Source organism: Bacillus sp. FSL L8-0199 (genome assembly GCF_038005705.1).
GTDB lineage: Bacteria > Bacillota > Bacilli > Bacillales > Bacillaceae_G > Bacillus_A > Bacillus_A cereus.
This window is the reverse complement of sequence record NZ_JBBOTS010000001.1, coordinates 1,203,841-1,223,685: the sequence shown is the minus strand read 5'-3', so window position 1 is coordinate 1,223,685 and position 19,845 is coordinate 1,203,841. Positions and strand designations below refer to the sequence as shown.

The window sequence follows — 19,845 nt, the reverse complement described above, 5'->3', positions numbered from 1 at the left end:
ACCGTATCAAAAACAATACGTGTCTCTTGTATCGATGAGATCATGTCGCCAAAGCCTACTTCTTTCGTTTCGGTTTGGAAGCTCCGAAGCCCATTCCACATCAATTCCATACTGATTCGCACCAACCATCAGCTCTCTGACATGTTCATCATGTGTACTCTTCTTCATCAACGCTTGCATTTTTTTAAGTTGCACTCATTATAGACCTGACTTTTTTTACAAGTCAATACTTTTTTAAAAATTTTATTTTTCTTTCCTTTCAATATTATATTGACAAAACAACCTCTTTTTATGTAAATATAATAAATACTCTATTAAAAATAAGGTTTTTTGTATGAATATTATATATTAAAAAAGTAAAATAACATCAAAAAACGCTTACATTTCTGAAAATTCGTATTTCTATATGGATTTTTCAGAATAATCATGATAGATTATAAAGTGAAACTTTAATCAATCAGGTATTAACGCATCAAAAGACATGACAAAAGGAAGGGGAACTTCATGAGTACGCAGATGTTAACTTTAACTTCAATCTCTATTTACATGCTCGGGATGTTAGTAATCGGCTATTTCGCCTATAAACGAACGTCCAACTTAACAGATTATATGCTTGGCGGGCGTACACTAGGCCCCGCAGTAACGGCATTAAGTGCTGGAGCATCCGATATGAGCGGTTGGCTTTTAATGGGATTACCAGGTGCAATGTTTAGCGTTGGATTAAGTAGTAGTTGGATTGCGATCGGCCTAACACTAGGCGCATACGCAAACTGGCTTTATGTTGCTCCTCGCTTACGTACCTACTCAGAAATTGCAAATAACTCTATTACTATTCCAGAATTTTTGGAACACCGTTTCCACGACAAATCTCATATGCTACGTTTAGTATCTGGACTTGTTATTATGATTTTCTTTACTTTCTATGTAGCTTCAGGATTAGTTTCAGGCGCTGTATTATTTGAAAATTCATTTGGTATGAACTACCACGTTGGATTATTCATTGTTGCAGGCGTTGTTGTAGCTTACACATTATTTGGTGGGTTCTTAGCAGTAAGTTGGACAGACTTCGTGCAAGGAATCATTATGGTAGTCGCTCTTATTCTTGTTCCTATCGTAACAATTATGAATTCGAATGGACTTGGACCTGCATTTGATACAATCCGCTCTGTAGATCCAACACGTTTAGATATTTTTAAAGGTGCCTCTACTTTAGGAATGATTTCTTTATTCGCATGGGGGCTTGGTTATGTTGGACAACCTCATATTATCGTACGCTTTATGGCGATTTCGTCCGTAAAAGAACTGAAAAGCGCACGAAGAATTGGTATGAGCTGGATGATTTTCTCTGTTGTCGGAGCTATGTTTACTGGTCTTATCGGTATTGCTTACTATTCACAACAAGAGTTAACATTATCTAACCCGGAAACAATTTTCCTTGAACTAGGAAAAATTTTATTCCATCCACTTATTACTGGATTCTTATTAGCCGCTATTTTAGCAGCGATTATGAGTACAATCTCATCTCAGTTACTCGTTACTTCAAGTGCAGTAACGGAAGACTTATATCGTACATTCTTTAAACGCTCTGCCTCTGATAAAGAGCTTGTATTTGTCGGTCGTATGGCTGTACTTGTTATTGCATTAGTTGGATGCGCTTTAGCATTTAAACAAAATGATACAATTTTAGCTCTTGTTGGATACGCTTGGGCTGGGTTCGGTTCTTCATTTGGACCTGCTATTTTATTAAGCTTATATTGGAAACGTATGACGAAATGGGGCGCACTTGCCGGTATGATTTCTGGTGCCGCTACTGTTATTATATGGACTCAATTCAAATTCTTAAAAGATTTCTTATATGAAATGATTCCAGGCTTCGCTATTAGTTTACTAGCCATCGTAATTGTTAGTTTACTAACACAACCTTCAAAAGAAGTTGAAGAGCAATTTGAGGATTTCGAAAAACAACATCTTCATAATTTATAAAAAAATCTCTGCTGTTATCATAACAGCAGAGATTTTTTACAGTTCGACAATCTTCTTATCAAATTTAACAAATTCTTTATGTTTCGTTAAATTTAACATAACACTACTCCTTTATAGTATGAGTATCAGCATTTATACAGAAAGGGGACTCCAACATGTTAGCAGCTTTCCAGCAACAACAAACACGAAAATTTTCACCTATCACAAATACTTCTGCGTCTTGTTTAAACATGCAACCTAATCCGCCTAAAATTTCAATTGCTCCTTCTGTTATTTCAGTCATCGGTGTTCATATGGAAAAACATAAATTAAAAATAAAAACGGGACAAAACATTGTGTTATCAGCTTCCATTTTACCAATACAAGCAACGAATAAAGAGCTTATTTGGTCAAATATGAATTCTGATATCATCACCATATATCCAAAAGATGACACCGTAACGATTACTGGAAAAAGTGCAGGTAAAGCAGTCGTAATTGTCACAACTGCTGAAGGCAAATTCCGTGACCTATGTGTCATTCATGTACAACCTTATATGACAAATCCAAAGTAAAAGAGTGGCTTCGTAGCCACTCTTTTACTTGATTTCAATATTTGAGTTTTTACTTTTTACAAGATTAATAAAAAAAGATGAAGATTTATCTTGTTTATGATGGTTGAAATTCGAAATTGCCTGTTCTTCTGTATAAAAATTTGATGTAACTTCTTTCCCTGCTTGATCTATACTATGTTGCCTAACGCATCCTTTTAATACAAAATAACATTTTAACGAAACATTTCCTTGTCTTAGGAATACTGTTCCTTTTTTATATTCTTCAATTTGTAATTCACTGAGGATCATTTGCTACTCTTCTTCACTTAGTGTTGTAAATCTATTCATATACTTCTTTACTATCTCTTCCATTTTCCTCCCCCTTCTACGCCCGCATTTCTATAAAACAAAAAGAGAAGTATCATAACTTCTCTTTTCTTCTCCAACATTATAATTCCTGTGTATACACTGGCTCATTTACGACATTTTTTGCTATTCGCTTTTGTTGCTGCAGTAAGAAAACAGATACACCAAACAATACGAGCATGCTACCGATAATCTGCATTGCATTTAATTTTTCTCCAAGTAAGAAGAACGCAAGTATAGATGCTCCAACAGGTTCTCCTAAAATACTCATTGAAATTGTCGTTGCATTCACATAATTTAACAGCCAATTATTAATTACATGTGACACTGTCGGCACAACCGCAAGTAAAAGAAAAACAGTCCAATCCCACTTCGTATAACCTGTAAAGGGTACTTGTAATATGACATTATAAATCCCCATAAAAAGACCTGCGCACGCAAAGACTGTAAAGCTATAAATCCAGTGTGATACTTTCTTCACTGTCGTTTGCCCGATAAATAAATAACCGACAACTGCTATTACACTTAGAAAGGATAATATGTCACCATAAATTGCTTGCTTACTTAAACCTAAATCTCCCCAACCAATGCACATTACTCCTAAAATAGCGATTCCCATCGTTGCAATGGCTGAATATGTTGTTCTTTCTTTAAATAGAAAAAAACCTCCAACTAAAGATACGATCGGTTGAAGTGCCAAAATAATTGTTGAACTAGCAACTGTTGTATGCTTTAAAGATTCAAACCATAAAAGAAAATGAAGTGCTAAAAAGAAACCAGATCCAATTAAAAAGCCCCAATCTTTCATTTGAATCTTATTAAATTCCTCTCTTTTTTTCCATACGATAGGCAGCATAATAAGTACAATAATCCATAAGCGGTACATACTTAATATTGAAGATGGTGCTGAGGACATCTTTACAAAAACTGCTGCAAAGGAAATGGCAATTATAGAAATAGCCAATGGTAGTGCGATTGATTTTTCTTGTTTCAAATCCTGTCTCCCCTCTCACCTGTCAAAAATCCCACTTCATTATATCCGTTTTCTTTCGTAACTTAAATACTAATTTTTTAGATTCTTCGTACCATTATGGTAAAATAGAAATTAAGGCACCAATTAGTGAATATTTCTTTCCTTTTCACTACAAGCGTCGCTCTTACAATCGTTACAGTAAATTTTTATTTAGGGGGATCTACATGAGTCAAACAATAGGGAGAATTGAAGAAATTTCATTTTATAGCGCATCACTTCAAGAAGACGTTACACTTCTCGTTTATTTACCAGTAAATTACACACCACTGCACAAACATACAGTTGTAATTGCACAAGATGGTAGAGATTATTTTCAGCTCGGTAAAGCGCACCGTGTAATTGAGCGCCTTCGTGAAACCGAAGAAATTGACCGTACAATTATTGTCGGTATTCCATATAAAAATGTACATGATCGTAAAGAAAAATATTTCCCAAATGAAGTAAAAAATGCTGCATATATTCGTTTCCTTGCTCACGAGCTTGCACCATATATTGATGAAAATTATCCAACGTACCAAATGGGGAAAGGTCGTGTGTTAATTGGTGATTCTCTTGGCGGAACAGTTTCCTTTATGACTGCAATTATGTATCCGCATACATTCGGTAAAGTCGTTATGCAATCACCATTTGTGGATGAGACAGTGATGAACTTAGCAAAAGAATTCAAAGATCCACAGGCATTAGAACTGTATCACGTCATCGGTACAGAAGAAACGGCTGTAAAGCGTACTGATGGACAAGTATCTGATTTCGTAGGGCCGAACCGTGAGTTAAATACGCTTCTTACAGCTAGAAACTTCATCACGCATTACGAGGAATTTGAAGGCAATCATACTTGGAAATATTGGCAGACTGATTTACCGAAAGCCTTCTCTCATATTCTATCAATGAAATAATAGAGAGCAGTATTCAGAATAATTTGATATAATAGATAAAGAGATTTATTTATCTCAAAATCTAACTAGACTTACAAAGGGAGGAATTGGAACATGAAATTAGGCATTGTAATTTTTCCATCTAAAATGATTCAAGATAAAGCGAACGGATTGCGTAAACGTTATGACCCGCACTACGCATTAGTTCCGCCACATATTACATTGAAAACACCCTTTGAGGCGCAAGATGAACAATTAGAGTCGATTGTAAACGAGTTACATACAATCGCAAGTAAAACGAACCCTTTCACCCTTCATGTTGGGAAAGTTGGTTCATTCGCACCTGTTAATAACGTCCTTTACTTTAAAGTAGAAAAAACACCTGAACTTACTTTCTTAAATGAAGAAATGCATAGCGGGTTATTCACGCAAGAACGCGAATATGCTTTCGTACCTCATTTAACAATCGGACAAGGCTTATCAGATGCAGAGCATGCTGATGTGTTGGGCCGATTACGTATGAAAGATTTCTATTACGAACAACCAATTGATCGTTTCCATCTTCTATATCAATTAGAAAATGGAACATGGACTGTACACGAAACATTCCGTCTTGGAAAGGGGAACAACTAATTTGCACGCACAGATTGTACAAACGGACGAACAACTAAGAGATGCATTCTCTGTACGTAAACAAGTGTTTGTAAATGAACAACGTGTCTCTGCTGAAGAAGAGTACGATGAGTTTGAAGAAACTTCAACACACGTTGTTATATATGACAATGATGTTCCAGTTGGTGCTGGACGTTTTCGCACCCTTGATGGTATCGGAAAAATGGAACGCATTTGCGTGCTAAATTCCCATCGTAAAAAAGGCATCGGAAAAATTGTTATGGATTCGCTTGAAGCGTATGCAAAAGAAAATTCGCTACCGAAATTGAAACTTCACGCTCAAACACATGCTGAAGATTTCTATAAAAAACTTGGATATGTAACAAGTTCTGATGTATTTATGGAAGCAAATATCCCGCACGTCGTAATGATAAAAGAATTGTAATTTGAAAGCAGGAGGTGACCCCTCCTGTTTTTTTACATTGCTATTTTCTTTTTCTTCCGCTAAAGTTAAATGTTGATGCTATAGTTTTGAAGGTGAACATATGACACAAGAAAAATTTTCACAAAAATCGTTAACACACGCTGATATTCCGCGTGCGACATTTCATATTCCAAAAACATCTACCCATTTAATTATGGAAGAAGATGTAGATGCGGCTTATTTCCGCGCTCTCGAGCAACAAAATGTTTTTTTAAACGAAAAACAATTAGAAGCCGTGCGCACAACAGAAGGTCCTGTTCTTACACTAGCTGGTGCCGGAAGCGGGAAAACATCTGTTTTAACAACTCGCGTTGGTTATTTAGTAAATGTAAAACAAGTTCATCCACGAAATATTTTATTACTTACATTTACACAAAAAGCAGCTGAAGAAATCCGAAGTCGTGTTGCGAAGTTACCAGGTATGAATCATGCAGCAAGTAGCTACGTTGTTGCTGGTACATTCCACTCTGTTTTCTTAAAATTGCTTCGTAGTCAAGGGTATAATCAGCAAATTTTAGCAAATGAAAAACATAAACAAATTATGATAAAAAAAATTTTAAAAGAATTGCGTTTAAAAGACGATTACGATGCGGAAACGATGCTCGCGATGATTTCACTTGAGAAAAACAAATTAAATCGTCCGAAAGATGTAAAAGCGAAAACACCAGTCGAACAAGAATTTAAAGAAGTATACGAACGTTTTGAAGAGGTAAAACAAAGATACAATTATATTGATTTCGATGACATCTTATTGGAAACATATTATATGTTAGAAAATAATGCTCCTTTACTAACTCAATTACAACAACGTTTTCACTACATTGAAGTAGATGAGTTTCAAGATACATCCTATGCACAATATGAAATTGTAAAATTGTTAGCCACGCCAAGAAATAATTTATTTATCGCAGGTGATGACGACCAGGCGATATACGGCTGGCGAGGAGCAAGTCACCAAATTATTTTATCTTTTCCAAAAGAATTTGATAACACAACAATCATTGCACTAAATACGAATTATCGATCCAATCCCTTTATCGTCGGGCTTGGAAATGAAGTTATAAAATTAAATCAAGAACGTTTTAATAAAGAGCTATACTCCGTTCGTGAGGAAGGTGTACAACCTTTTTATTCAAGACCTGCTACGACTCTTGATGAAGCAAATCAAATTTTACAGCTCATTCAAGAAAAAGTAGATAGCGGTGAACGAAACTATAAAGATTTTTGTTTACTGTATCGCACACATTCTGTAAGTCGTTCGTTACTTGATCAGCTTACCATTCATAAAATCCCGTTTATTAAACACGGGGCGAGCCAATCATTTTATGAACATTCTTTAATTAAGCCTGTATTAGATCATTTAAGACTCGTGATTGAGCCGTTTCGACTAGAATCCCTTTCAAACATATTGCCGACGATGTATATCGGACGTGATGATTGTATTTCATTTATTGAACGTGAACAATGGAAATATGGTGAGGGGCGCTTCCCTTCTCTTCTTCATTTCTTACTATTAAATCCAAGCTTAAAACCTTTTCAAGTGAAAAAGGTAAATGAGCGCATCGATTTTATTAAGTTTATTAAAGAATTAGAACCGAAAAAAGCATTAAAAGAAATCATTCATGGTAAAGGAAAATATTTAGAGTACTTGCAAAGTAACGATCGTTCTTCCTTTACAATGCATAAAGACATACAAGAAGAAATGTTGGAAGAATTAATGGAGTCTGCCACTCGTTTCACCGATATTCCAGCTTATTTACAATTTATCGACGAGGCGATTCAAGGTCAAAAAGAAATGGAAGCATTAAAAACAATGCCGCAAAAAGATGCCGTTTCACTTATGTCAATTCATAACGCAAAAGGCCTTGAATTTCCATGTGTCTTTTTACTTGGAGCGAGTGATGGAATCCTGCCCCATACTTCTTCTTTAAAAGATGCAAATGATCGTGTTACGGAAACTTCTGAAGCGTTAGAAGAAGAACGCCGGTTACTGTATGTCGCCATTACACGTGCGAAAGAAGAACTTTACATTTCTTCTCCGCAATTTTTCAGAGGAAAGAAATTAGATATATCTCGTTTTTTATATACTGTGCGAAAAGATTTACCTGAAAAGACATCCACTAAATAAGGATGTCTTTTTTTATATCACGCTATGTACATCCCTCCTATATAAATTCCTTGTTTTTATCGTGAGAATTAACGTAATATCAGCCATATCCCACTCATATTGTAATAGTGTATGTCAGAACTCACGAGAAGGAGTGAACATAATGAGCTGCAATTGTAATGAAGATCATCAACATGAGTGTGATTTCAACTGTGTATCGAATGTCGTTCGTTTTATACATGAACTACAAGAATGTGCAACGACAACATGTGGATCTGGTTGCGAAGTTCCATTTTTAGGTGCACATAACAATGCATCAGTAGCGAATACACGTCCTTTTATTTTATACACAAAAACCGGAGAACCTTTCGAAGCATTTGCACCATCTTCAAGCCTTACTAGTTGCCGATCTCCCATTTTCCGCGTAGAAAGTATAGATGATGACGACTGTGCTGTATTGCGTGTATTAACTGTAGTTTTAGGTGATGGTACCGCTGTACCACCTGGTGACGACCCAATCTGTACGTTTTTAGCTGTACCAAATGCAAGACTAATATCAACCTCCACTTGCATTACTGTTGATTTAAGTTGCTTCTGCGCTATTCAATGCTTACGTGATGTTTCTATTTAAAACTAAATAATGAGTTAAGCATGGATTGGGTGGCAGATAATTCTGCCACCCAATCCATGCTTAAAGAGTATTCTTATGTAAATTTCTTAAAATTGGGAACTTGTCTAGAACATAGAACCTGTCCTTTTCATTAACTGAAAGTAGAAACAGATAAAGGAGTGAAAAACATGTTCTCTTCTGATTGCGAATTTACTAAAATCGATTGCGAGGCAAAACCAGCTAGTACACTACCTGCCTTTGGTTTTGCTTTCAATGCTTCTGCACCTCAGTTCGCTTCACTATTTACACCACTACTATTACCTAGTGTAAGTCCAAACCCAAATATTACTGTTCCTGTAATCAACGATACAGTAAGTGTCGGAGATGGCATTCGAATTCTACGAGCTGGTATTTATCAAATTAGTTATACATTAACAATTAGTCTTGATAACGTACCTACTGCACCAGAAGCTGGTCGTTTCTTCTTATCATTAAATACACCAGCTAATATTATTCCTGGATCAGGTACAGCAGTTCGTTCTAACGTTATTGGTACTGGTGAAGTAGATGTATCCAGTGGTGTCATTCTTATTAACTTAAATCCTGGTGACTTAATTCAAATTGTGCCAGTTGAGTTAATTGGAACTGTAGACATCCGTGCGGCAGCATTAACAGTTGCACAAATTAGCTAGTAAAAAGCGGTATTTCTAATACAGAAATACCGCTTTTTATACATAATAAAAAACACTCACAGTAGCATGAGTGTTTCATTCTTCATATTGTTTTATTGTGTTCTTCTTTTTCCCGCAATTGCATCCCTTTTTCTTCACAAATCCTTGTTGTTGTAATTGTTCTTGATATGCCTGTTGTTGTGCTTGGTGTTGTTGCTGTATTTGATACCACTGCTGCAGGTCATATGAATTTTGCCTTGGATTATTGCTCACAGCAAACATCTCCTCTACTGTCAATTCTGTCTATTTACTATATGAACAACTTTTTATTTCCGTTCCCTCATTCTTTTAAACTCCGCTTTTTCTCGTATTATGAAAATATATTATTCTCCCATAAAATATCCTGTAATCGTTTCAATGATTGCTGCTGCACCTGCAATAGCTAATAATGCAAGTAACGGCTCCGCAACGATAGGGATCCAATTATATAAAACTAATAAAAAAGCACTAACCCATACACCTGTACACCAATAACAGCTTAATAATTCGCCAATCCACTTTCTTAATCCTTTACCTTTCACTTTTGTAAACGTTGATACACTTCCATCCGGCTCCGTAATCTCTAATTCATCAATAAATGGTCTTCGCAAAAAGGCTGTTATTTTATCATATACAATTAAACGAGTGAGCCTAAAAGCTGCTAACGCGAAAATAAAAAATAAAAGCCAGCTTGTAAACAGCATAATTTCACCTTCCCTTATCCTCTTTCGCCTATTTAAAAAAAAAGGTCTTGAGATTGTGACCAAATCTCCTCGACTCCAATATCTTATTAATGTAAATACAAACAAGAAGATAAGGAGTGACATTAATGAGTTGTAACGAAAATAAACACCATGGCTCTTCTCATTGTGTAGTTGACGTTGTAAAATTCATCAATGAATTACAAGATTGTTCTACAACAACATGTGGATCTGGTTGTGAAATCCCATTTTTAGGTGCACACAATACTGCATCAGTAGCAAATACACGCCCTTTTATTTTATACACAAAAACTGGAGAACCTTTTGAAGCATTCGCACCATCAGCAAGCCTTACTAGCTGCCGATCTCCAATTTTCCGTGTGGAAAGTGTAGATGATGATAGCTGTGCTGTGCTACGTGTATTAACTGTAGTATTAGGTGACAGTTCTCCGGTACCACCTGGTGACGATCCAATTTGTACGTTTTTAGCTGTACCAAATGCAAGATTAATATCTACAACTACTTGCATTACTGTTGATTTAAGCTGTTTCTGTGCGATTCAATGCTTACGCGACGTTTCTATCGTAAAGTAAACTAAAAAACTATTGGGGTGGTAGAAGCTTTCTACCACCTTTACATATTTAAAAACCGGCCATACTAATCGATTGGATATCATCTATAGACAACCTAATATCTCTCATACTATTTTGCGGCATAATAGATACAATGCCATTACGATACGATATGATCGATCCAACATATGAGACTGTAGCTGTTTTTATTCTGCATCTTACTTTCGGAATGTAATGAGGGCGGTTTAGTAAAAAATGAATTTTTTCATCATTATTCATATCCTTAAATGATTTATTATACGGGACAGTTCTTACTGATTCTGGTTCTTGCTCTTCTTGTTCTATGTGTTCTTCTTTTTCTTCTTCTATTTTTTCTTCCACTTGCTGCTCTTCTTGTTGTTCTTGTTCTATTACCTCTTCCACAGCACTGCTTACAATATTTTCATGTCCATTACTTTTCTCTTTTTGATCTTCATTTTCAAAGTTTGTCAGAATAATCCTTTTGATTTTCGGTGCAGCAAGTTCTAAACTTACTTGCGTGATATATAACAACGGTTTTCCAACTGTTGAACTTTTATTTTTATTCTTCACACTCGTCCCTCCCACTTCCATACGTAGCTGAATAAATCGTGTACTATTATAGTTATATTCATTACGTAGTAAGAACTTTCGTTAAAAATCGTTCTTTCTCAGAACAAATAAAAAGGACAATCTCAGCATTTAGAGATTGTCCTTTAAAAATTAATATTATATTTATCCTAGGATATGATACCCTGAATCAACGTGAATGTTTTCTCCTGTTACACCGCGTGCTAAATCACTGAATAGGAATACTGCTGTATCGCCAACTTCTTCTTGCGTTGTTGTACGACGAAGTGGTGCGCGCTCCTCAATTTCTCTTAAGATTGAGTTAAAATCGCCTACACCTTTTGCAGATAACGTACGAATTGGTCCTGCAGAAATAGCGTTAACACGAATACCGTGTTGACCTAAATCGTTCGCTAAATATTTCACGCTCGCTTCTAATGAAGCTTTCGCAACACCCATAACGTTATAATTTTTCACAACACGCTCGCCGCCAAGGTATGTTAACGTTAAAATATTTCCGCCTTCTGTCATTACTTTTTTTGCTTCTCTTGCTACAGCTGTTAAAGAGAATGCGCTAATATTTTGTGCAAGTAAAAATCCATCGCGAGAAGTATCTACAAACTCACCTTTTAAGTCATCACGATTTGCAAAAGCAATACAATGTGCTACACCGTGAATAGTACCTACTTCTTGTTTAATTGTTTCAAAGCAAGCTGTAAGTTCCTCATCATTCGTTACATCACAAGGTAATACAAGTGATTCTTGTCCTTCTAATGTGTCCGCTAATTCACGAACGTTTCTTTCTAAACGTTCTCCTGCATATGTGAATATTAATTTTGCACCTGCATTATGCAAAGAGCGAGCAATTCCCCATGCAATACTTCTTTGGTTCGCAACGCCCATAACAACAAATGTTTTCCCTTGTAATAGTTCCATGATATATCCTCCCAGAAATACTTATACTTGTTATTAGTACCTGATACTATAATTATAGTACCATAAAACCGCTTAAAGGCAAACAAAAAAGTCATTAACAGAAATTTGTTAATGACTTTTGGTTTCTATAAAAAACCGCTCTAATCCTTCTTCCCAAGACGGCATTTGTGAAAAACCATTTAATCGTAGCATGTTATGTTGAAAAACAGAATATTTGGGTCTCGCAGCTGCAGCCCTGAATTCTTCCGTTGAAACAGGTAATACATTCACTTTCATATTGGCGTACGAAAATATCTTTTGTGCAAATTCAAACCAAGAGCATGAACCACTGTTTGATACGTGGTATGTACCGTATAAAGAAGTATGAATGAGCTTATTAATAACCATATTTAAATCCGCCACATACGTAGGAGAGCCAACTTGATCCGCTACAACGGATATTTCATCTCTTTCTTTTCCTAATCGCATCATCGTTTTCACGAAATTATTTCCATATTTACCATATAGCCACGATGTGCGAACGATAAAATATTTATTATGTAACTCTTTGACGAACTGCTCCCCCGCATACTTAGAGGCCCCATATATATTTATCGGCGCTGGACTATGAAATTCGTCGTATCCATCTGGTCTGGCACCTTGAAATACATAATCAGTACTAATATAAACTAGCTTCGCCCCTACTAATTGTGAAGCAACCGCTACATTTCGAGCTCCGATTGCATTTATTCTATACGCAAAATCCTGTTCTTTCTCCGCATGATCTACTTTCGTATAGGCAGCACAATGAATAATTATATGTGGTTTTATTTCTTGTACCACTTGTTGTATTCGGGATATATTTGTCACATCTAATAACTTTTTATCAAATGGATATATATCATATTCTTCAGAGTCTAACTCTTCAAATAGTTGCTTTCCTAATTGACCGTTTGCTCCTGTTATGATAACCCTCTCTTTCATTTAACATGCCCCTTACTGGTCTTTTAGTGGTTTCCACCATTCCTTATTCTTTTCATACCATTTCACCGTCTCTTGTAATCCTTGTTCAAACGTGTATTTCGGTTCCCAATCAAATTCATTCTTCATTTTCTCTGCATCAATCGCATAACGACGATCGTGCCCTAAACGATCTGTAACATATTCAATGTCTTTTTTTGTTTTTCCTAAAAGAGTAATAATTTGTTCCACAACTTCTACATTTGTTTTTTCATTATTTCCACCTATATTATATACTTCTCCGACACGTCCCTTATGCAGAACAACATCAATCGCACTGCAATGATCCGTTACATGTAACCAATCTCTTACATTTAAACCATCACCATATAGCGGTAGTTTTTTTCCTTCTAGTGCATTCGTAACCATTAATGGAATTAATTTTTCAGGATACTGGTACGGTCCATAATTGTTAGAACAACGCGTTACTATAACCGGTAATTGATATGTTTTATAGTAAGATAGAGCTATCATGTCCGCGCTCGCCTTACTTGAAGAATATGGACTATTTGGAGCTAACGGTGTTTTCTCTGTAAACTTCCCTGTTTTTCCTAAAGAGCCATACACTTCATCCGTTGACACTTGCACAAGTTTTATATGCGAATATTTTTTAACTAGTTCTAATAAAGTGACCGTTCCAATTACATTTGTATCATAAAAAGGAATCGGATTTTCAATACTACGGTCCACATGTGATTCAGCTGCAAAATTTACAATCACTTGTACGTCTCGCTCTTTTATAACGTGTTCTAATAGCTCTCCATTTTGAATTTCTCCTTTTACAAAAGAGTAATTCGGGTGATCCTGAAGAGATTTTACGTTATTTAAATTCCCACTATATGTTAATGCATCGTAATTAATAATTTTATATGTTTCATAACTTTGTAGCATGTAATGAACGAAATTACTTCCAATAAATCCAGCCCCACCTGTTACTAATATATTCATAAACAACTCTCCTACTTAAAAACTATCTTCATATTCCTCTAGTAATGGTAATATCTGATCCTTATCGGACAATATAGGATCGGTTACTGGCCAAGGAATTGCTAAATCTTTATCTTCCCAAAGTAATCCTGAGTCATGCTCTGCGCTATAATATTCATCTACTTTATACATAACGATAGTATGCGGGACAAGCGTGCAAAATCCATGTGCAAACCCTTTTGGCACTAGTAATTGCCGATGGTTATCTGCACTTAAAATATATCCTTTCCATTGTTTAAATGTCGGTGATTTTTTTCGTAAATCAACGATAACATCATAAATTGCCCCTTGCATAACTTGAATGAGTTTCGTTTGTGCTTTCGGATTTTTTTGAAAGTGTAGTCCCCGAATCGTTCCTGCCTTAGCCGAATAAGATACGTTATCCTGTACAAATGAATACGTTATCCCTAATGTTTCTAGCACCTGCTTATTATAGCTCTCTGAAAAAAAGCCACGATCGTCTCCAAACAACCTCGGTTCTAACAATTTTGCATCGGTAAAATTTGTTTCTACAACTTTCATATTCTCACCTATTCTCCGTTAAACTGTTTCCCAAAATTAATATCCCGTGCTAACGTATTCGCCTTTTGAAGCGAAGCATGAGTTCCCGCATCAGTCCACCAGCCGCTCATTTCATTATAAGTAAGTACCCCTCGCTTTAAATACCAATTATTTATATCTGTAATTTCAAGTTCCCCCCGTGCAGAAGGTTTTAATTCTTTAATATAAGAAAAGACTTTCGAATCATACAAATAAATTCCCGTAACCGCATAAGAACTTTTCGGCTCTTTCGGCTTTTCTTCAATTTCAACTATTTTTCGGTTTTGAATATGTGCTACGCCAAATCTTTCGGGATCTTCTACAGATTGCAATAGCACTTTCGCACCTTCTTTTTGGTTTGCAAACTCTTCAACATACGGAAGAATATCATCTGAAAAAATATTATCCCCTAATATAACTACCATACGATCATTCCCGACGAAATCTTCACAAAGCCCTAACGCCTGTGCGATCCCGCCCGCTTTATCTTGCACACGATACGTAAAGGACACTCCAAATTCATGACCACTCCCTAAAAAGCTAACAACATCCCCCATATGCTCTTTACCTGTAATAATCATAATATCTGTAATATCGCATTGTTTTAGCTTATATACCGCATGATAAATCATCGGATACCGACCAACAGGAAGTAAATGTTTATTCGTTACTTTCGTTATTGGATATAATCTCGATCCAGTACCACCTGCTAAAATAATTCCTTTCACTTTGCATCTCTCCTTTATGATGGAGATAATATATCTTTGTAATGTTCTACAAACACTTTCCGGTACTTCTCATATGTATCCGCATCAAACTCATCCCCGTTGTAATGAATACACCATAAATTTGCTTGATTTGGGATACCGATTAAATAACCAGCCCTTTGAAACTCTAAAGACTGTGACACATCATAAAAGTGAAACCCTTGAAACAAATCTTCTCGCCACGGAATATCATACTGCGTTGCCATGAATAAACCATCAATTGCCTGAACTGACAAAAATGGTTGATTGCCATAAAAAACCTGATCTAAATTTAATAATTGATAATTCCGTCTTCTATACTCAATCACTTTCCCTACTAAATTTTTCCCTTCCCACCATATCCCGTTATTCGGTAAAAACTGAGCCCCAGCGACTCCTATTAAACCAAGCTTTTCATTTTCTTTAAAAAGAGATATAAGTGTAGAAAACATGTCTCGATTAATAAGATATGTATCTTGATGTATATACACTTTGTATTTCGCTGGATATGAAAGGGCTCGGTTGTAAGCACTTGCCATACTTTGTGCATCTCGTATCGGAAAAATTTGTACTGTGTAACCTGGGGGAACAAAAATGTTTCTTATTTGGCTCTCACATTGTTTGAAAAGCTCCTCATTATTTACACAAACAACGACTAATATTGTATGATCTTTCATTTTTGTCCCCCCTTTTATTCTTCCTTATTTACATCTGACATATAGTGTTCCACAAATATTTTCCGATACTTTTCATAGTTCGTCATATTCACATCAAAATGATAATGGATACACCAAGCATCGCGCTGTACAGGTACACCGACTGTATATCCTGCTTTTTTAAATTCAAATGATTGAGATACATCATAAAAATCAAATCCGTCAAATAAATCTTCTCGCCACGGAACATCATATTGTGTCGCCATTAATAAACCGTCAATACATTCTACAGGAATAAATGTTTTTGATTCATGATACGGTTGTTCTAAACTTGCCATATAAAACAAATCATTCATATAACCAATGACCTTTCCTACAATTCCACGCCCTTCGTTCCATACGCCAGTCGGAGGAACATATTGCGCTCCAACCATCCCAATCATCCCAAGGTGTTCATGTTCCTCAAATAATTGAAGTAATCCGTATAAAAAAGCCCTATTTATAATAAAAACATCTTGATGTAAATAAACTTTATACTTCGCTGGATGCGAAATGGCTTGATTGTATCCACTCGTCATACTTTTCGCATTTCGAATCGGCATAAATTGTACAATATACCCTGGCGGTACTAACAATTGCAATATATGACGCACGCAGTTTGCATACAATTTCCGATCATTTATACATGTAACAAATAATATTGTTTTGTCTGCAGCACTCATAATTGTGATTTTTCAGCTTCAATAATATACTGAAATACAACTGTCTCAGCCATGAAGCCACTTCCAAGACGATATTTTTTACAAATTCCATATAACTCCTCAATAAGCGGTTCATACATTTTATGATCAACATATACACGATCTACTTTACTAATAACATATCCTGCTTTTAAAAACATTCTTAGCATTTCATTAAATGTAAAGAAACGAATATGTGTTTTATCTAATAAACCATATTCTGTATACGTCCAATTTCCAGCAAGTAAGGGAGCTAATACTGAAATATGAGCAACGTTTGGTATACTTGCTAAAATCACACCATTTTGCTTTATATATGGCTTTACTTTTTCTATTACAGCCCACGGATCAAATAAATGCTCTAATACATCCCCAAATATGACGCAATCAAATTGCCCCTCCTCATAAGGAAGTTCTATTTTTTCTATATCCCCTAAAATAACATGATCTAGTCTTTCTTTCGCTTTTTCTGCCGCCTCTGGAAACGCCTCAATTCCTGATACACGTGTACCATTTTCTTTAATAGCCGCTCCCAATGCACCGCTCGAGCAACCAATATCAAGAACTTCTTTCCATTCCTTTTTTATATGCTTTAATAAATTCGGATTCGCTGCATTATAATAATGTTCGGATTTTTCTTCATATAAAGAACTTTTTTCGCGATTCATTTCACACACTCCTTATGCAAATTGAATTAGAAATATAAATCTCATATGAATTCTATAAAGTGCAGTTTTTGTTCCTCCCCATTGATTATTAGTCCGCAAATAGCAGTATAAAATTTTTTATCTATATTGGTTACGTTACTGATACTCTAATATATAACCAATCTATTAGAGTTAGAATAACGATAAATCATTTCTACAAAAAACGAAACCTATTACGCTTTATATGGTTTATCAAAAACTCCACGAAAATATTTACGGTTATATTCAATTGCAGCATTATTCGGAACATAAGAAGCTGCTAATTCATTGTAATAATATGCTTTATCCTGCTCTCCTAACCTGCTATAACAAATACACATTTGTAAATAGGGTAGCCATGTGTAGCTAGCTGGACTATGGAAAGGACTTTCCGTTGCCATTGGTACTTCCGTAGCAAGTTTAAACCAAAATATCGCTTCATTATATTTTTCTTGTTCCATATATATATATCCTATTCTTGTACAATTCTCTCCTCTAGGGACGTCATACCGAAACGACTTCACACAAGATTCGATTGCCTTCTCCCACATTCCGAGCTTTGCATAGCAATCTCCTAACTTACCACATGCATAAATTTTCTCTTCATACCATCCTTCGTCTTGATTAAGAAATGTTTCATATAGAAGAACTGCATCATCATATTTTTGGTTATCCGTAGATTCATTTGCGTAATAAAATAAATCTCTCGGACTTAATTCTTCACCTGCCGCTACAGTATTTTGAAAAATTTTCAAATTACGATTTGTTACTTTTTTTTCTTTTTTATGTGTAATAGCAACATTACTACTAAAAACCTCACCAGAAATAGCTAAATACTCATGAACCTTTCCAAACCATTGAAATTGTTTTTCACGCTTTACAAGTCGATTTCTTTTTGTACAATATAAAGGTTTCCCGTTAGAATCCATTGCAAGGTGATAAGGCATCGAAACAGCATCAATTTTAGGATCTAATTCTCTTTTTAAAAGTTTCAATGCTTCTTGAGCATCTTCTAATAAGACGTCATCTGCATCTAGCCACAATATATACTCTTGCGTCGCTTTTGAAAAAGAAAAATTTCTTGCTGCTGCAAAATCATCAATCCACTGGAAATCATATATGTTAGAAGTGTATTTCTCTACGATTTCTTTCGTTCGATCGACGGAGCCTGTATCAACCACTATAATTTCATCCACAATTTTTTCAACTGTGTCTAAACAACGGGCTATTGTCTCCTCCTCATCTCGAACAATCATACATAAACTAATTGTAATTCCTTGCTTGTTCAACATAATCACCCTCTTCCAAATCAATCATATGTTATACATATACTAAACTTTCCATTTTTTTAAATTGTTCAAGTAGTTTAAGATTTCTTTTCAATAATTCAAATGTCCGTGTCATTTTCTTTCGGTTTTGCATCTACTATATAATGAACGCTTTATGGAGGTGAATTTATGTCAAATAATAATTATTCAAATGGATTAAATCCCGATGAATCTTTATCAGCTAGTGCATTTGACCCTAATCTTGTAGGACCTACATTACCACCGATACCACCGTTTACCCTTCCGACTGGGCCGACCGGGCCTACGGGACCGACCGGACCTACGGGGCCGACTGTACCTACGGGACCGACTGGGCCGACTGGGCCAACTGGACCTACGGGACCGACTGGTGACACTGGGACTACTGGACCTACGGGGCCGACTGGTGACACCGGGGCTACTGGACCTACGGGGCCGACTGGTGACACTGGGGCTACTGGACCTACGGGGCCGACTGGTGACACTGGGGCTACTGGACCTACGGGGCCGACTGGTGACACTGGGGCTACTGGACTTACGGGGCCGACTGGTGACACTGGGGCTACTGGACCAACTGGAGCTACTGGACCTACTGGGGCTACTGGACCTACTGGACCTACTGGACCATCAGGACTAGGACTTCCAGCAGGACTATATGCATTTAACTCCGCTGGGATTTCTTTGGATCTTGGACTTAATGCTCCAGTACCATTTAATACTGTTGGATCTCAGTTTGGTACAGCAATTTCTCAATTAGATGCTGATACTTTCGTAATTAGTGAAACTGGATTCTATAAAATTACTGTTATCGTATACACTGCAGCAGTAAGTCTATTAGGAGGTCTTACAATCCAAGTGAACGGAGTACCTGTACCAGGTACTGGAACGAGTTTAATTTCAGTTGGATCACCTATCGTTGTTCAAGCCATTACGCAAATTACGACAACTCCATCATTAGTTGAAGTAATTGTTACAGGACTTGGGTTATCATTAGCTCTTGGCACGAGTGCATCCATTATTATTGAAAAAATTGCTTAATTTTTTACTTAGCAGTAAAACTGATATCAGTTTTAC

At 36.1% G+C, this 19,845-nt stretch carries 23 protein-coding genes, 1 pseudogene and 1 other annotated feature (1 of these 25 only partly in view); of the genes and pseudogenes, 10 read left to right on the top strand and 14 right to left on the bottom strand.

Annotated elements, in window-relative coordinates:
• Positions 1 to 180, bottom strand: a binding site (T-box leader); it reaches 58 nt to the left of the window's first position.
• A gap of 324 nt (positions 181 to 504) precedes the next feature.
• On the top strand, positions 505 to 1,983 hold the full coding sequence (gene putP / locus NST86_RS06385) for a sodium/proline symporter PutP (protein ID WP_016117426.1): 1,479 nt from the start codon (positions 505 to 507) through the stop codon (positions 1,981 to 1,983).
• 155 nt (positions 1,984 to 2,138) lie between these two features.
• Positions 2,139 to 2,537 carry an Ig-like domain-containing protein gene (locus NST86_RS06380; protein ID WP_000878733.1) on the top strand — a complete coding sequence of 133 codons (399 nt, stop codon included), beginning with the start codon at positions 2,139 to 2,141 and terminating at the stop codon, positions 2,535 to 2,537.
• Positions 2,538 to 2,615: 78 nt separating this feature from the next.
• On the opposite strand, the pseudogene NST86_RS06375 reads toward NST86_RS06380, so the two are convergent.
• Together NST86_RS06375 and NST86_RS06370 are read right to left on the bottom strand one after the other, a co-directional pair.
• Positions 2,616 to 2,888: pseudogene (locus tag NST86_RS06375) on the bottom strand (Crp/Fnr family transcriptional regulator); the annotation flags it as partial.
• Between the two features lie 76 nt (positions 2,889 to 2,964).
• Entirely contained in the window at positions 2,965 to 3,876 is a 912-nt protein-coding gene (locus NST86_RS06370) for a DMT family transporter (RefSeq protein WP_000806934.1), read from the bottom strand.
• 203 nt (positions 3,877 to 4,079) lie between these two features.
• Between NST86_RS06370 and NST86_RS06365 the strand changes: the two genes are divergently transcribed.
• The 6 genes from NST86_RS06365 (at position 4,080) to exsF (ending at position 9,295) form a co-directional block, all read left to right on the top strand.
• Entirely contained in the window at positions 4,080 to 4,811 is a 732-nt protein-coding gene (locus NST86_RS06365) for an alpha/beta hydrolase (RefSeq protein ID WP_000084008.1), read from the top strand.
• Between the two features lie 93 nt (positions 4,812 to 4,904).
• Entirely contained in the window at positions 4,905 to 5,423 is a 519-nt protein-coding gene (locus NST86_RS06360; protein WP_000765863.1) for a YjcG family protein, read from the top strand.
• A gap of 1 nt (position 5,424) precedes the next feature.
• Positions 5,425 to 5,847: a GNAT family N-acetyltransferase gene (locus NST86_RS06355; protein WP_000543307.1), complete on the top strand. Its 423-nt coding sequence runs from the start codon at positions 5,425 to 5,427 to the stop codon at positions 5,845 to 5,847.
• Between the two features lie 100 nt (positions 5,848 to 5,947).
• Positions 5,948 to 8,014 carry an ATP-dependent helicase gene (locus NST86_RS06350; protein ID WP_086423841.1) on the top strand — a complete coding sequence of 689 codons (2,067 nt, stop codon included), beginning with the start codon at positions 5,948 to 5,950 and terminating at the stop codon, positions 8,012 to 8,014.
• 142 nt (positions 8,015 to 8,156) lie between these two features.
• The gene (gene cotY, locus NST86_RS06345; protein WP_001277719.1) at positions 8,157 to 8,624 is read left to right on the top strand and encodes a spore coat protein CotY; all 468 of its coding nucleotides are present in this window, start codon (positions 8,157 to 8,159) and stop codon (positions 8,622 to 8,624) included.
• 167 nt (positions 8,625 to 8,791) lie between these two features.
• Entirely contained in the window at positions 8,792 to 9,295 is a 504-nt protein-coding gene (gene exsF, locus NST86_RS06340) for an exosporium protein ExsF (RefSeq protein ID WP_000492942.1), read from the top strand.
• A 75-nt stretch (positions 9,296 to 9,370) separates the two neighbouring features.
• Here the strand turns inward: exsF and NST86_RS06335 are convergent, their stop codons facing one another.
• Positions 9,371 to 9,556, bottom strand: coding sequence for a hypothetical protein (locus tag NST86_RS06335; protein WP_033682795.1), 186 nt, complete (start codon positions 9,554 to 9,556; stop codon positions 9,371 to 9,373).
• A 101-nt stretch (positions 9,557 to 9,657) separates the two neighbouring features.
• Entirely contained in the window at positions 9,658 to 10,017 is a 360-nt protein-coding gene (locus tag NST86_RS06330; RefSeq protein ID WP_000899662.1) for a DUF1360 domain-containing protein, read from the bottom strand.
• Between the two features lie 125 nt (positions 10,018 to 10,142).
• On the opposite strand from NST86_RS06330, the gene exsY reads away from it, so the two are divergent.
• A complete protein-coding gene (exsY, locus tag NST86_RS06325) occupies positions 10,143 to 10,607 on the top strand; it encodes an exosporium assembly protein ExsY (RefSeq protein WP_001277740.1) in 465 nt (154 codons plus the stop codon).
• 48 nt (positions 10,608 to 10,655) lie between these two features.
• On the opposite strand, the gene NST86_RS06320 is transcribed toward exsY, so the two are convergent.
• The 10 genes from NST86_RS06320 to NST86_RS06275 all read right to left on the bottom strand — a co-directional run bounded on the left by NST86_RS06320 (position 10,656) and on the right by NST86_RS06275 (position 18,756).
• Entirely contained in the window at positions 10,656 to 11,177 is a 522-nt protein-coding gene (locus NST86_RS06320; protein WP_016117424.1) for a spore coat CotO family protein, read from the bottom strand.
• 162 nt (positions 11,178 to 11,339) lie between these two features.
• On the bottom strand, positions 11,340 to 12,110 hold the full coding sequence (fabI, locus tag NST86_RS06315) for an enoyl-ACP reductase FabI (RefSeq protein ID WP_000421886.1): 771 nt from the start codon (positions 12,108 to 12,110) through the stop codon (positions 11,340 to 11,342).
• Positions 12,111 to 12,218: 108 nt separating this feature from the next.
• The gene (gene rfbD, locus NST86_RS06310; protein WP_086423840.1) at positions 12,219 to 13,073 is read right to left on the bottom strand and encodes a dTDP-4-dehydrorhamnose reductase; all 855 of its coding nucleotides are present in this window, start codon (positions 13,071 to 13,073) and stop codon (positions 12,219 to 12,221) included.
• A 12-nt stretch (positions 13,074 to 13,085) separates the two neighbouring features.
• Positions 13,086 to 14,057, bottom strand: coding sequence for a dTDP-glucose 4,6-dehydratase (rfbB, locus tag NST86_RS06305; protein WP_001024171.1), 972 nt, complete (start codon positions 14,055 to 14,057; stop codon positions 13,086 to 13,088).
• Between the two features lie 15 nt (positions 14,058 to 14,072).
• Positions 14,073 to 14,618 (bottom strand): dTDP-4-dehydrorhamnose 3,5-epimerase, encoded by a 546-nt coding sequence (rfbC, locus tag NST86_RS06300; RefSeq protein WP_000869413.1) that lies wholly within the window; start codon positions 14,616 to 14,618, stop codon positions 14,073 to 14,075.
• Positions 14,619 to 14,626: 8 nt separating this feature from the next.
• Positions 14,627 to 15,364 (bottom strand): sugar phosphate nucleotidyltransferase, encoded by a 738-nt coding sequence (locus NST86_RS06295; protein WP_000676160.1) that lies wholly within the window; start codon positions 15,362 to 15,364, stop codon positions 14,627 to 14,629.
• Positions 15,365 to 15,378: 14 nt separating this feature from the next.
• Positions 15,379 to 16,059 carry a glycosyltransferase family protein gene (locus NST86_RS06290; protein ID WP_000651520.1) on the bottom strand — a complete coding sequence of 227 codons (681 nt, stop codon included), beginning with the start codon at positions 16,057 to 16,059 and terminating at the stop codon, positions 15,379 to 15,381.
• Positions 16,060 to 16,073: 14 nt separating this feature from the next.
• Entirely contained in the window at positions 16,074 to 16,760 is a 687-nt protein-coding gene (locus NST86_RS06285) for a glycosyltransferase family protein (RefSeq protein WP_001271183.1), read from the bottom strand.
• On the bottom strand, positions 16,757 to 17,446 hold the full coding sequence (locus NST86_RS06280) for a class I SAM-dependent methyltransferase (protein ID WP_086423839.1): 690 nt from the start codon (positions 17,444 to 17,446) through the stop codon (positions 16,757 to 16,759). Before NST86_RS06280 ends, NST86_RS06285 begins: the two co-directional genes overlap by 4 nt.
• Positions 17,447 to 17,658: 212 nt before the next feature.
• On the bottom strand, positions 17,659 to 18,756 hold the full coding sequence (locus NST86_RS06275) for a glycosyltransferase (protein ID WP_000932907.1): 1,098 nt from the start codon (positions 18,754 to 18,756) through the stop codon (positions 17,659 to 17,661).
• Between the two features lie 165 nt (positions 18,757 to 18,921).
• On the opposite strand from NST86_RS06275, the gene NST86_RS06270 reads away from it, so the two are divergent.
• The gene (locus tag NST86_RS06270; protein WP_086423838.1) at positions 18,922 to 19,809 is read left to right on the top strand and encodes a BclA C-terminal domain-containing protein; all 888 of its coding nucleotides are present in this window, start codon (positions 18,922 to 18,924) and stop codon (positions 19,807 to 19,809) included.
• The last annotated feature ends 36 nt before the right edge of the window (positions 19,810 to 19,845 follow it).

Coding starts and splice junctions, on each gene's coding strand:
- cotY (WP_001277719.1), top strand. CDS start 8,157: ATGAGCTGCAATTGTAATGAAGATCATCAACATGAGTGTGATTTCAAC.
- exsF (WP_000492942.1), top strand. CDS start 8,792: ATGTTCTCTTCTGATTGCGAATTTACTAAAATCGATTGCGAGGCAAAA.
- rfbC (WP_000869413.1), bottom strand. CDS start 14,618: ATGAAAGTTGTAGAAACAAATTTTACCGATGCAAAATTGTTAGAACCG.
- NST86_RS06280 (WP_086423839.1), bottom strand. CDS start 17,446: ATGAATCGCGAAAAAAGTTCTTTATATGAAGAAAAATCCGAACATTAT.
- putP (WP_016117426.1), top strand. CDS start 505: ATGAGTACGCAGATGTTAACTTTAACTTCAATCTCTATTTACATGCTC.
- NST86_RS06360 (WP_000765863.1), top strand. CDS start 4,905: ATGAAATTAGGCATTGTAATTTTTCCATCTAAAATGATTCAAGATAAA.
- rfbB (WP_001024171.1), bottom strand. CDS start 14,057: ATGAATATATTAGTAACAGGTGGGGCTGGATTTATTGGAAGTAATTTC.
- NST86_RS06270 (WP_086423838.1), top strand. CDS start 18,922: ATGTCAAATAATAATTATTCAAATGGATTAAATCCCGATGAATCTTTA.
- NST86_RS06380 (WP_000878733.1), top strand. CDS start 2,139: ATGTTAGCAGCTTTCCAGCAACAACAAACACGAAAATTTTCACCTATC.
- exsY (WP_001277740.1), top strand. CDS start 10,143: ATGAGTTGTAACGAAAATAAACACCATGGCTCTTCTCATTGTGTAGTT.
- fabI (WP_000421886.1), bottom strand. CDS start 12,110: ATGGAACTATTACAAGGGAAAACATTTGTTGTTATGGGCGTTGCGAAC.
- NST86_RS06350 (WP_086423841.1), top strand. CDS start 5,948: ATGACACAAGAAAAATTTTCACAAAAATCGTTAACACACGCTGATATT.
- NST86_RS06335 (WP_033682795.1), bottom strand. CDS start 9,556: ATGTTTGCTGTGAGCAATAATCCAAGGCAAAATTCATATGACCTGCAG.
- NST86_RS06330 (WP_000899662.1), bottom strand. CDS start 10,017: ATGCTGTTTACAAGCTGGCTTTTATTTTTTATTTTCGCGTTAGCAGCT.
- NST86_RS06290 (WP_000651520.1), bottom strand. CDS start 16,059: ATGAAAGATCATACAATATTAGTCGTTGTTTGTGTAAATAATGAGGAG.
- NST86_RS06275 (WP_000932907.1), bottom strand. CDS start 18,756: ATGTTGAACAAGCAAGGAATTACAATTAGTTTATGTATGATTGTTCGA.
- NST86_RS06285 (WP_001271183.1), bottom strand. CDS start 16,760: ATGAGTGCTGCAGACAAAACAATATTATTTGTTACATGTATAAATGAT.
- NST86_RS06365 (WP_000084008.1), top strand. CDS start 4,080: ATGAGTCAAACAATAGGGAGAATTGAAGAAATTTCATTTTATAGCGCA.
- rfbD (WP_086423840.1), bottom strand. CDS start 13,073: ATGAAAGAGAGGGTTATCATAACAGGAGCAAACGGTCAATTAGGAAAG.